General features: G+C 73.9%; 2 protein-coding genes. Both read left to right on the forward strand.

Features of this window, described 5'->3' with window-relative positions:
* The first annotated feature begins 9 nt into the window (after positions 1-9).
* The gene (locus tag ACIP2X_RS08445; RefSeq protein ID WP_401669275.1) at positions 10-4,038 is read left to right on the forward strand and encodes an amino acid adenylation domain-containing protein; all 4,029 of its coding nucleotides are present in this window, start codon (positions 10-12) and stop codon (positions 4,036-4,038) included.
* On the forward strand, positions 4,035-13,628 hold the full coding sequence (locus ACIP2X_RS08450) for an amino acid adenylation domain-containing protein (RefSeq protein WP_401669276.1): 9,594 nt from the start codon (positions 4,035-4,037) through the stop codon (positions 13,626-13,628). Before ACIP2X_RS08445 ends, ACIP2X_RS08450 begins: the two co-directional genes overlap by 4 nt.
* Positions 13,629-13,632 lie beyond the last annotated feature (4 nt).

A 13,632-nucleotide genomic window follows, 5' to 3' on the forward strand; every position in this document is an offset into this window, starting at 1 on the left:
GGTAAGCCGGTGCAGCACACTCCCACCTCCGTCCCCGCGCCGCGCTCGTGTGCGGACCCCGATAGCCGCGCCGAGGCCGCCCCCAGAGCCCTGCCGGCCTCCTTCGCCCAGCAACGCCTCTGGTTCCTCGCACAGTTGCCCGGTGCGAACGCCGCGTACAACGAGACCGTGGCGCTCTCGCTCACCGGTCCGCTCGACCACTGGGCGCTGGCCAGGGCCCTGGACGTTCTCAGTGATCGCCACGAGACGCTGCGCACCCGGCTGGTGGCCGAGGCCGGGAGTGTCCAGCAGATCATCGATCCGCCCGGCACCGGCTTCGCGCTGACTTCGCAGGACCTCAGCGGCCTCGCCGACCCAGACGCCCAGGTCACTGCCTTACAACGCCGGGAAGCGGGGCAGGAGTTCGATCTGGAGGCCGGTCCCCTCGGGCGCGGCCGCCTGTTGACGCTGGCCTCCGAGCGCCACGTGCTGCTCCTGACGTTCCATCACAGTGTTTACGACGGCGCGTCGATGAACGTCATGATGCGCGAAATCAGCCTGCTCTACGTGGCCTTGCGTGCGGACGACCCGGTTCCCCTGGCACCGCTCGCCACGCAGTACGCGGACCACGCGCGAGCCCAGCGCGAGGCGGTACTGGCCGGTGCCCTGGCGGATCAGGAACGCTATTGGGAGCAGGCGCTGTCGGACGCGCCGCCCGTTCTCGATCTGCCGACCGACCGACCGCGTCCGGTGGAGCAGCGGTACGAGGGGGGCCGGGTCGAGTTCGAACTGGACGCGGACGTGGTCTCGGCGCTGCGTACGCTGGCCCGGGCGCACAGTGCCACCCCGTTCGTGGCGGTGCTGACCGGCTGGATCAGCCTGCTCTCCCGCCTGTCCGGCCAGGACGACATCGTTGTCGGCAGTCCGGTGGCGAACCGGCGCGGGCCCGGCGCGGCCGGCCTCATCGGCTTCCTGGTCAACTCGCTTCCGCTGCGCGTCGATCTGTCCGGTACGCCGACCGCAGCCGAGGCGCTCGCCCGTACTCGGGCTGTAGTCCGCGACGCACTGGCCCACCAGGACCTGCCCTTCGAACGCATCGTCGAGCTTGCCAAACCGCCGCGCAGCGCCGCTCACACCCCGCTGTTCCAGACCATGCTGGCCTGGGTCCCGGACCGCCGGGATCTACTGGACCTGCCCGGCGTCGAGACCCGGCCGCTGCCGATCGCCGACGCCGCGGCCAAGTTCGATCTCGCGCTGTCGGTGACCGAGTCCGAGGGGCGTCTGCTCGGCCATCTCGACTACGCGACCGCCCTGTTCGACGATTCCACGGCGCGGCGCTGGGCGGAGTATCTGCGTCGGCTACTGACCGACATGGCCCACCATCCCGACCGTGGCATCCGGGATCTGGAACTGATGGACCCGGAGGAGTCACGGCAGCTGGTGCGCGAGGGCGACGCCACGCCGTCGGGGGACGGGCCGGAGAACGACGCGGAGGCCGATCCGGTCGCCCTCGCTCTGCGGTCGGCGTCCGGGATCGCGGAACTGTTCGAGGCACAGGCGCGGGCGCGTGGGGAACTGACCGCGGTGGCCGACGGTGAGAGGTCCCTCGACTACGCGACCGTGGACCGCCGCGCCAACCGGCTGGCGCACGCCCTCGTCGCCAGGTCCGTGCGTCCCGGTGATGTGGTGGGCCTGCACGCCGGACGGTCGTGCGACCTCGTCGTCGGCATCCTGGGCATCCTCAAGGCGGGCGCCGCCTACCTTCCACTGGACCCCGGGCAGCCCAGCGAGCGGCTCGCCGGCATGGTCGAGGACGCCGCCTGCCCCGTCGTACTGAGCGACCAGGGGGACGACACGGACCGGCCGGAGGGTTGGCTCGCGCTCGCCGCCGTCGAGGCCGAGGGAGCGGAGAGCGAGCGGCCGCCGTCCGGCACCGACCGCGCGCCGGACCGCACGGCGTACGTGATCTTCACCTCCGGGTCCACGGGCCGGCCCAAGGGCGTCGCGGTGGAGCACCGCAGTGTCCTCAACCTCTTCGCCACCTGGCACGACCGCATGGGCACGGCCCCCGGAGAGGCCGGTTCGGCCTGGTCCAGTATCGGCTTCGACGCCTCCATCCACGAACTGCTGCTCCCCCTGACCACCGGCGGTGTGCTGCACGTCGTCCCCGAGGCGCTGCGCGGCGACCCGGAGGCCCTGCTGGCGTGGCTGCGCGAGCGACGGGTGACCCAGGCGTTCCTGCCGCCGGCCTACGTCAGGTGGATCGACGAGGACCCCGCCGTACGGCTGCGCGGGCTGGCGCTGCGCAAGCTGCTCACCGGAGTGGAGTCGCTCACCGAGGCCGCCCTGCACCGCATGACCCTGCACCTGCCCGGCCTGCGGATCTGCTTCGGCTACGGGCCCACCGAGGCAACGCTCTACAGCACCGCCTACTACGCGCCGCGTCCGCTGGAGCGCCCCTGCCCCATCGGCCACCCGCTGCCCGGTACTCGTCTCTACCTGCTCGACGACCGGATGCGGCCCGTCCCGCCGGGCGTGGTGGGAGAGGTGTACCTCGGCGGGACCTCCCTCGCCCGCGGCTACCTCAACCGCCCCGACCTCACCGAGGAGCGGTTCCTGCCCGACCCGTTCGTGCCCGGCGAGCGGATCTACCGCACCGGCGACCTGGCCAGACGGCAGCCGGACGGCGAGGCGGTCTACGCGGGGCGCGCGGACGACCAGGTCAAGCTGCGCGGGTTCCGGATCGAACCGGCGGAGATCGAGGCGGCGTTCATGGCACTCCCCGGTGTCCGCGAGGCCGTGGTCCTCGCCGACCGCGACGCCGCGGGGCAGATCCGGCTGGTCGCCGGGGTCGGCCGGGGTACGGCACCGGCGCGTGCCGCCGGCGACTGGCGCGCCACACTCTCCCACCGTCTGCCCGACTACATGATCCCCGCCGTCGTGGTCGACCTCGACGCCCTGCCGCTCAACCGCAGCGGCAAGGTCGACCGTGCCGCCCTGCTCGCGCTGGCCCACGAGCGGACCTCCACACAGGTCAACACCGCCAGCCCGCGCGACCACGTCGAGCACGCCCTGTACCGGATATGGCGGAGCGTGCTGCTCCACCCGGACATAGGCGTCGGCGACGACTTCTTCGAGGTGGGCGGCACCTCCCTGTCCGCCATCAAGATGGCGCACGCCGTCACGGAGGCGTTCGGCCGGCATCTGCCGGTGGCCGAGGTCATGACGCGGCCCACGATCGAGGCGCTCGCCGCGCTGCTGCGCGAGGACGGCGCCGACTCCGCGCCGGGCAGTCTCATCGAGTTCCGGCGTGGCGCGGGGCCACGGGTGGTCTGCATCCACCCGGCCGGGGGCACGGCGTTCTGCTACCTGCCGCTGGCCGAGCATCTGCCCGCCGAGGCCGGCCTCTACGGTGTCCAGTCGCCGGGCGTGAACCCCGGCGAGGACGTCCTGCCCACGGTGGAGGCCATGGCGGAGGAGTATCTGCGCCTCCTCGGCCCGATGGACGACGGCCCCGTCGTGCTGACCGGCCTGTCCTACGGGGGGCTGGTCGCCCACCGGATGGGGGAGATCCTCGGCCGGGCCGGGCGCCGTGACGTCAGTGTCGTCCTCCTCGACACCCAGGCCACCGACGACGCCACCGCCCGTGCGGCGATCACCGCCGTCGACGAGGCGGAGTTCCGCGACAAGCTGGTGAGGTTCAACGGGATGTACCCCGGCATGGACGACGCTCAGATCGAGCGCTACTTCCGGTTGTACAACCACAACCGGTCGACGGCCCGGGATTACCTGCCCACCGCCTCCCCGACCCGCCTGGTCCTGGCCCAGGCCGTGCCGGACGGTGACGACACGCCGTTCCACGCTGAGGTCCGTGCCTTCTGGCAGCGGCGGGCCGAGGGAGACTTCCAGGTCGAGACCCTCGCCTGTGACCACTGGGAGATCCTCGAAGGCCCCGGAGCGGTCCGTGTCGGCGCCCTGCTGACGGCGGAACTGGTTCACCACGGACACCGGTCCGCGCCGGCGTCCGCCGCTGCCCTCCCCGTGGCGGGAGTCCGATGAACACCGACGTCACCTCCCCTTCCGCCGACTCCGCCCCGAGCCGATCGGCCTCCGCCCTCGCCGAAGCGGTGCTCGCCCGGGCCCGGCGCAACCCGTCCGCCGTAGCCGTCGAGGACGACACGCACCTGCTCGACCACGCCGGCCTCGACCGCCTCAGCGGCCGGGTGGCCACGCGGCTGCGCGATCTCGGGGTGGGCCCTGGGCAGTCCGTCGCCGTCTGCCTGCCGCGCTCCTGGCGGCTGGTGTGCGTGATGCTCGGCATCCGTCGCGCCGGTGCCACCGTCGTCCCCCTGGACCGGCTCAGTCCGTCCGACCGGCAGCGGCACATCCTCGACGACTCGGGCGCCGTCGCCGTCGTCCACGACGAACTCCCCGATGTCGGCGGAGAGCTCCTTGCCCTCGACGCCGACCTGCTCCTGCGCGACGAGGAACCGGACGCGGTGCGGGAGGCCCGGACCGACCCGCCCGCTAAGGCGTCGACGGACACCGGGGGCACCGGGACGGGTTTCGTCTTCTACACCTCCGGCAGCACGGGCCGCCCCAAGGGCGTCGAGGTCACCGACGCGGGCGTGCTGCGCCTCGCCGAACCCGGTTACATCGACCTGCGGCCCGGCGCCCGGTACGCCTGCCTGTCCAACCCGGCCTTCGACGCCCTCAGCTTCGAGGTCTGGGCACCGCTGCTGACCGGCGGTGTCTGCGTGATCCTCGACGACGAGCAGGTGCACAGCCCGCACCGGCTCGCCGCGGCGCTGACGGACCGGCGCATCAACACACTGTTCATCACGGTCGCGTTGTTCAACACCGTCGTGGAGAAAGTGCCCGACTGCTTCGGCACCGTCTCCCAGGTCCTCGTCGGCGGCGAGCAGCTCGACGCGCGGCTGATCCGCCGGTGGTACGCGGCCAACGCCGCCTCGCGCACCGTCCTGCACAACGTGTACGGGCCGACGGAGGCGACCACGTTCGCCCTCTGCCATCCGATCCCCCGGGACTTCGCGGGCGCCATTGTTCCCCTCGGCACCCCGCTGGCCGGCACGCGTACGTTGCTGCGCACCGAGGACGGACGCACTGCGGAGCCGGGCGAGATCGCCGAACTGCTCCTCGCGGGTCCCGCGTTGGCCCGGGGCTACCGCAACCTGCCCAGTCAGACCGAGCAGAGCTTCGTCATGCTGCCGGACCCGGAGGGCGAGACGCCCGGCGAGGAACGCTGGTACCGCACGGGTGACCTCGTGCGCCGGGACACCGAGGGACAGGTGACCTACGTCGGCCGGGCCGACCGCCAGGTGAAGGTGCGCGGCTTCCGCATCGAGCCCGGCGAGGTGGAACGACGCGTCCTCGCCCACCCTGACGTGCGCCAGGCGTACGTGTGCACACGCCGTGACGAGGCCGGCCGCAACGAACTGCTCGCCTTCGTCGTCCCGGGCGGTGATCCCGGCGACCTCTCCTTCGACGCCTACGACCGGCACCTCACGACCGGGCTGCCCCCGTACATGCGCCCCCACCACACCTACCTCGTACCGGAACTGCCGCTCACCGCCAACGGCAAGGTCGACCGGGAGGCGCTGCTGCGCGACGCCCCGGCACCGTGGCGGCGCTCGTACGAGGGCGAGGGACGCGTCAGCGACGAGCAGCGGCCCGTGCTCGATCTCGCCGAGGACATCCTCGGGGTGTCCGGCCTGCGCCCCGAGGACCGGTGGATACCGCACGGCGGTGACTCCCTGAAGGCGCTGCGCCTCCGCTTCGAGGTCATGCGGCGTTTCCGCGTCGACCTGCCGCAGAGCCTGGTGCTCACCGCCGACTTCGCCGCCCTCGCCGAGGCCGTGCACGCCCAGGACGCCGCGACCGGCGAGCACCCACCCGTGCCCGCCGCCTCCGGCGAACCGACCGCGCCGGCCACCAGGGAGCAGGAACGCCTGTGGTTCCTGCATCAGCGGGACCCCGAGGACCGCGCCTACGACGTACCGCTCGTCTTCCGCCTCCGGGGCGGCGTCGACCGGGGGGCCCTGCGCCAGGCGGTGCGCGGGCTGGTGGAACGGCACGCGGCTCTGCGGACGCGACTGGTCCCCACCCCGCACGGGCTGCGCCAGCGGGCGGGCGACCCGTACGACCCCTGGGAGCCGCTCGACGGTGGTGAGGGCCCGGATTCGCGGGACTTCGACGGCAGCGAGGGCGAGGGGTGGCAAAGCTACGCCGACCGGTTCTTCGAGCACCGCTTCGACCTCACGGACACCCGTATGCTGCGCGCCGCGTGGGTGGGCGCTCCGGACGCGGGGGTGCTCCTGCTGCACTTGCACCATGTCGCCGTGGACGGCTGGTCACTCAACCTCCTCTTCCGCGACCTCGCCGACGCCTACTCCGCCGCGCTGCGGGGCGAGTCGGGCGTGCCCGGCACCGCGTCCGCGTCCACGCCGCTGGAGTTCGCACGATGGCAGCGGGAGTGGCAGGCGAGCGCCGCGTACGGACGGCGACGGGCCCGGCTCGGTGAGCGCTACGGCCGTGACGGCGAGCTGTCGCCCGTCCTGCCCGCCTCGAAGGAGGTGGCTGTCCGGCCCCGGGCGAGGCTGCTGCGGACCTCCCTCGACCTGGTCCGCCGGGCCACCCTGGACCGGCTCGCCGCCGAACGCGGGCTTACCCGCTTCCAGTTGCTGGTGTCCGCGTTCGCCGCGAGCGTGTACGGCGTGACCGGCCAGGAGCGTCCCCTTGTCGCGTCGCCGGTCTCCGGCCGGTCGCGGCCCGAGTTCGCCGACGCCGTCGGCATGTTCGCCAACACCGTGCTGCTGGAGCTGGAGCTGCGCCCCCGCGACAGTCTGGCCGCCCAGCTCGCGTCGCACGCCGACACGGTCCGGGGCGTCCTGGAGGACCAGGAGGTGGCCTTGGCCGACCTGTTGTCCGATCCGGTGCTCCGCGAGCGCACCCCCCTCTTCGACTATCTGTTCGTCCTGGAGAACACCGACTTCTCCGCGCTGCGGCTGGACGGTTGCGAGGTGCGGCCCGTGTGGCCCGAGCCGCTCGGCGCCAAGTGCGCGCTCACCCTGTCCGTCGTCGAGCACGAGTCCGGCTTCGACTGCCTGTGGGAGTACCGCGACGACCTCGGCGCCGAACGCGCGGAGGCGGCGGCGCGGCTGTTCCGCCGGTGCCTGGACCACTTGACCAGCGGCGACGACGTCACCTTGCACGAGCTGATCGCCGACCACCGTCGCGGTCTGCCCGACATCGGCCGGGGCGAGGCGCTCGTCCCCGACTTCCCGACCGTCGCCGACGGCTTCGCCCGGCAGGTGGCCGCCACCCCGCACGCCCCGGCCCTCACGGACGGCGGGACGCCCCTCACGTACGCCGAACTCGACGCGCGGGCCGACGCGTTGGCGACCGATCTGCGCGCCCGCCATCCGCTGCCGGCCGACCCTGCCGCTCCGGCGTCCGTCGCGCTCTACCTCCCGCCCTCCGTCGAGCACATCGTGGCGCTGCTGGCCGCCGCCCGACTGGGCGTGACCGTCGTCCCCCTCGACCCGGCCTATCCGCCGGCCCTGCTGCGGCACGTGCTCGACCAGGCGGACCCCCTGTGCGTGCTGGTGACCAGGCCGGACCTCGGTGTCCTGGAGACCCTCGCGCCACCGTCGCTCCCCCGCCACGTCGTCACCCTCACCGACACACCCGCCCGCACACCCGCAGCGGTGCCCGCGCCGTACACGCACGAGGGGCTGCGCCCGCTGTACACGCTCTTCACGTCGGGCTCCACCGGCGTCCCCAAGGGCGTCCAGGTCCCCGACCGGACTTTGTGCAACCTGCTGACCTGGCAGCGCGTCGCGGGCGGACTGGACCGGCCGACCCGTACCCAGCAGTTCTCGATGCTCTCCTTCGACGTCTCCTTCCAGGAGATCTTCACCACGCTGTGCTCCGGGGGCCTGCTGCATCTGGTCGATCCTGGCTGGCGGCACGACGCGCCCGCCCTGCTCGAACAGTTGGAGTCGGCGGCGGTGGAGCGCGTCTTCCTGCCTTACGTGGCGCTCCAGTTGCTCGCCGAACACGGTGTCCGCACCGGGCAGTACCCGTCAGGCCTGCGCGAAGTCGTCACCGCCGGAGAGCAGTTGGTGTGCACCGACGCGATCCGCCGCTGGTTCGCCGGACTGCCGGGAGCGCGTCTGTTCAACCACTACGGCCCCACCGAGACCCATGTCGTCAGCGCCCTGTGCCTTGAGGGCGACCCGGCCCACTGGCCGTTGCGCCCCGCCATCGGACGGCCCGTGGCGGGCGCGGTCCTTCGCGTGGTGGACGGCAGCGGTCTCCCCGCCGCGCCGGGGGCCACCGGCGCGCTGCTGATCGGCGGGCCCATGGCGGGCCGCTGCTACCTCGGTGACCAGGCAGCGCACCGCGAGCGCTTCACCGACGATCCCGAACTGGGCCTGCTGTACCGTACGGGCGACCTCGCCCGCTTCGACACGCGGGGCCTGCTCCACTACGCGGGGCGGGACGACGCCCAGATCAAACTCGCCGGTCACCGGCTGGAGCTGGGGCAGGTCGAGGCCGCGATCCTGCAGTACCCGGGCGTGGTCAACGCGGTCGCGGCCGTGGCGGACGGCCGCCTGGTCGCCGCGCTGGAGTGCCGGGGCGAGGACCCCGATCCGGCCGGGCTCGCGGAACATCTGTCGGCGCTGCTGCCCGCCCATGTGCGCGTATCCCGCTTCCGTCGCGTGACCGCGCTGCCACGGACCCCGAGCGGCAAGCTGGACCGGCGCGCGACGCTCACCGCCTCTGGTCACGATCTGCGCCAGGGAGAACCGGCCGCCGCCGATCTGTCACCACTGGAGGAGCGTCTGACGGCGCTGTTCGAGGACGTCACCGGCAGACCGGTCGGCGTGCGCCAGCGGTATTTCGACGCCGGCGCCACCAGCCTGGACCTCATGCGGTTCCAGCTCGCCTGCGCGGGCGAGGACGGGCTCTCCTTCTCCGTACCGGACCTCTTCGAACACGTCACGCTCCGCGCCCTCGCCGGTTACCTGAAGGGGCGGCGCGCAGGGCACGACGCGGCGGCTCAGGTGGCGGTACGACCGGACGGGAAGGCGGGCGGGGCCCTGCCGGGCCGAGTGACGGGCGTGGCCGCAGCGGACCGTGACAGCGGCGCGATCCGACCCGGCCGGGACGCCGACGTGGTACGACCGGCCCTGGACACTGGCACGGTCCGACCGGCCCCCGAGGCCGCCGACGTGCCCGTCGCGGTCATCGGCATGGCCGTGCGGCTGCCGGGCGCGCCCGACCTGGCCGCCTTCTGGGACCTCGTGACCTCCGGCCGCCGTGGCATCGAGCACTTCCCCGCGGCGGACGGCCGCGTCGGTGCCCGCAGCCAGATGGAGGGGCTCCTCGCCTTCGACGCGGGACGCTTCACCCTCAGCCCGGCCGAGGCCCGGCTGATGGACCCGCAACAGCGCCACCTGCTCATGAGCTGCGTCGAGGCGCTCGCCCACGCGGGCATCGGCGACCCGGCCGCCCGTGGGGTGGGCCTGATCGCGGCATGCGGGGAGAACACCTACTTCCAGAACATGCTGCGCGAGGGCGATCCGGACGTGCTGCCCGACGCCTTCCGGCTGGCCCTGCACCACGAGAAGGACTTCCTCGCCACCAAGGCGGCCTACCACCTGGGGCTGACCGGTCCCGCCTTCACCGTGCAGTCGGCGTGCTCCAGTTCGCTCGTCGGCGTGCACCTGGCGGCGGGGCTGCTGCGCCAGGGCGACGCCGAGGTCATGCTCGTCGGCGGTGTCCTCGTCGACACCGAACTGACCGACGGCTACACCTACCGGCCGCAGCACATCTTCTCCCCCGACGGGCACTGCCGGCCGTTCAGCGCGGACGCCGCGGGCACCGTGGGGGCCAGCGGCACCGGTGTGGTCGTCCTGAAACCCCTCGCCGCCGCCCACCGCGACGGCGACACGGTGTACGCGGTCGTCACAGGGTCCGGCATCAACAACGACGGTTCGGACAAGCTCAGTTACAGCGCGCCCGCCCGCTCCGGCCAACGGGCCGCGATCCGTGCCGCCCTGCGCCGCAGCGGCCGTACGGGAACCGACCTCGGCTATGTGGAGGCGCACGGCACCGGCACCGCCCTGGGTGACCCGGTGGAGGCCGCCGCGCTGCGCGACGCATACGGTCTGGCGGACGACGCGGGCGTGGCACTGTCCTCCGTCAAGAGCCAGATCGGGCACCTGGGCGCCGCCGCGGGCGTCGTCGGCATGGTCCGTGCCGTGCTCGCCGTCCACCACGGGGTGGTCCCGCCCACCGCGGACTTCGACCGCCTCAACCCGGAGATCGACGCGGGACCGTTCCGGGTGCCGGTGACAGCCGAACCCTGGCCCCGGGACGTACCCCGGGTGGCCGCCGTCAGCAGTTTCGGGATCGGCGGAACCAACGCCCACCTGCTCCTTGAACACCCCGCGGACCGGCCGTCCGGACCGGCGCCCGACGCCGCGACACCCACTGCCACGGCCGCCACGGCGCCCGCCGCCGTGCCCTGCGTGGTGCTCTCCGCGAGCAGCGAGGCCGCCCTGCGTGCCGACGGCCGCCGCATCGCCGACTACCTGGACGCGCACCCCGCCACCTACCCGCAGGTGCTGCGGCACCTTCAGGCCGGGCGTCCCGCGCTCGGTCACCGTGCGGCGGCGGTGTGCCCGGACGCCGCGTCGGCCTCCGCCTGGCTGCGCGCGCCCGCGCCGATCGCCGCTCCGGTCGCCGTCGGGTCCGCCCGGGACGAGGCGCCGGTGCACAGCGGCGACCCGCGTCACCTCGCGGAGGCGTGGACGGCCGGCCGCACCGTCGCCTGGCCCGAAGGTCCGGCCTGCGCTCCCTGGGACTTCCCGCCGCCCGCTCTCGACCTGTCCGAGTACGACTTCCCGCGCGCCACCGGCCCCGCCGCGCCCGCGTCCGCCTCCGCGCCGGTCCCGGACGACGCCGGCCCGCCGTCCCGGCGGCTGCCCGCCGATCAGTGGCTGCACCAGCCGCAGTGGACACGGCTGCGCCGGGCCCGCACGGGCGTTCCCTCGGGACCGGACACGGCCGTCGGCGCGGCTCCCGGCGCCGTGGACGTCCCAGGGACGCCGACGGACGGCCCCACGAAGTCCCGTACCGCACGGCGTACCGCCCTCGTCGTCACCGCGGACATCGGCGGTGGAACCCGGGGTGACAGCGGCGGCGGCATCGGTGCGGACACCTGGCGGTTCCTTGAGGACCACTACGCCCGGGTGGTGCGGGTGCGGCCCGCGACGGTTCTCGGCCGACTCGCCGACGACCGTTACGAGGTCGACCCCGGCGACGCGGCCCAACTCGCGGCCCTGCTCACCCTGGTCGGCGACGGTGTTGGCCGGACGGATGGCGGAGCCGACGGCATCGACTGGCTGCACGCGCTGCCCCTGGCCCTGGACGGCCGGGTCGACGAGCGCGCGCTGGAGGACGCCCAGCGGGTCTGCCTCGACGCGGTGGCCGCGCTGGGCAAGGCCCTGGCCGACCTGCCGGACGTCTCCAGGCCCCGCGTGTGGCTGCTGTCGCACCGCGCACAGCCCGTCACCGGCGCCGTCGCCACGCCCCTGGCCGGCCTCCTCGCGGCGGGCATCGAGACACCCCGCCAGGAACTGGGGGTGGTCCCCCGCTGGATCGACCTGCCCGGCCCCGACCCGGCGGACTGGGCACCGTATCTGCCGGAACTGCTGCGTGACGAGACGCTCGTCCCGCGCGTGGTCGCCCTGCGCGACGGCTACTGGTGGCATCGCCCGCTCCAGCCGGTCCCCACTCCCACGTTCCCGTCCACCGCCGACCGGGTGGCGGAACCGGGAACGCATCTGATCCTCGGCGGGACCGGCGGCATCGGTGCCACGCTGGCCGCCCGGCTGCTGGCGGACCCCGCCAACCGCGTGGTCCTGGTCGCCCGCGGGACCGAGGTGCCGGCGAGGCTGCGGCCGTACGGGGAGCGTGTGACCCTGGTCGGCGCCGACCTCGCCGCGGAGGACCTGGACGCAATCGCCGACCGGCTCGCCCCGCACCTGGACGGCCTCGTCGGTGTCGTGCACGCGGCGGGCACGGCCGCGGGCGGGCTCCTCGCCGGGCGGGTGGCCGCCACGGCCCGCCGCGCCACCGCGGCCAAGCTGCGCGGCGCCCTGCTCGTCGAACGGCTCGCGGTCCACCACGCCCCGGCGTACGTGGCCTACTGCTCGTCGATGGCGGCCCACCACGGCGGGGTCGGCCAGTTCGACTACGCGGGGGCCAACGCCTGCCTGGACGCCTTCGCCCACCACGCACCCCCGGCGGACGGCGGGGCGACCGTCCGGTTGAGCATCGGCTGGGACATCTGGAGCGAGGTCGGCATGGCGCGGCAGGCGCTGGCTGGTGACAGCCGCCACCAGGAACACCTGAAGGTCGCGCTCGCCCCGGAGGACGGCGCGGCGGTCTTCGCGCACGCCCTGAGCCTGGGACTGCCGCATCTCATGGTCAGCACGACGCCTCTGTCGCAGGCCCGGTTCTTCTACGAGGCAACGCCCGCCGCCCACCGGAGCGGGTCGGGGGAAGACGTGACGGACAACTCGAGGGAGGTGGCGGCAGGGGGAGCCCTCTCGGGCGAACCGGCGGCCGGCCTCACCGAGGTCCTGTGCGATCTGCTCGGCGTCGACACCGTCGACCCCGACGCCCCTCTGTACGACCTGGGGGCCGACTCGCTGACCCTCCTGGAACTGCTGGAGGAGGTGAAACGCCGTCACGGCACCGACATCGACCTCGCCGCCCTCGGCCACCACGTGACCCTCACGGAAATCCTGGGGAAGCTGGGCGGAGGCGCCCGTCAACCCGCCCAGGCGGGGGGCGAGGCAGAGGTCGAGGTCTGGCAGCGCGGCACCGGCGAGGACGTCCTGTGCCTGGTCCATCCGGTCGGCGGCGACATCCAGGCGTACCGGCCGCTGGTCTCGGCCCTGCCCGGCGCGCTGACGGTCTGTCTGATCCCCGACCCGGCGCTGCGCGACCCGCGGCTGCCCGCCCGGTCGATCGCCGACCGCGCCGCCGACTATCTGCGGGCCGTGCGAGCCGCCTTCCCCGACGCGGGGCCCCGGCTCCGGCTGGCGGGCTGGTCGTTCGGAGCGTGGACCGCCCTCTCCATGGCGGCCCTCGCCGAACGGGACGGGCGGCCCGCCGCGGGCCTGTATCTACTCGACCCTCCCCCGCCCGGCGCCGGAACGGAGTTCGCCGCGTACGACAAGGCGCAGGTGGACGAGGTCTTCGCCCGTGAGCTGGGCGGCAGCCGCGCCGACGGCCTGACCGATCCGGGCCGCGCGTACGCCGAGCGCCTCGCCCGCTGCTGCCGGGCCAACCTGGCCGCCATGGCCGAGCACCGACTGCCACGGATCACCACGACACCCACCACCGTGTGGCTCGCCGAACGCCCGGTGGACACCCCCGTGCTCGCCCCACGGCCGACACCGCCGGGCGCCTGGGACGCGCACCTGCCCCGGACCTCGCGAGTGCACTGGGTCGACGCCGACCACTACGGCCTCGTCGCCGCGCCGCACGTGGTGGACGTCGCCGCCGTACTCGCCGCCGGCCCGGGTCCCTCCACCCGGCAGCCCTGAGGAG

The organism is Streptomyces sp. NPDC089424 (assembly GCF_044749345.1).
Taxonomy (GTDB): domain Bacteria; phylum Actinomycetota; class Actinomycetes; order Streptomycetales; family Streptomycetaceae; genus Streptomyces.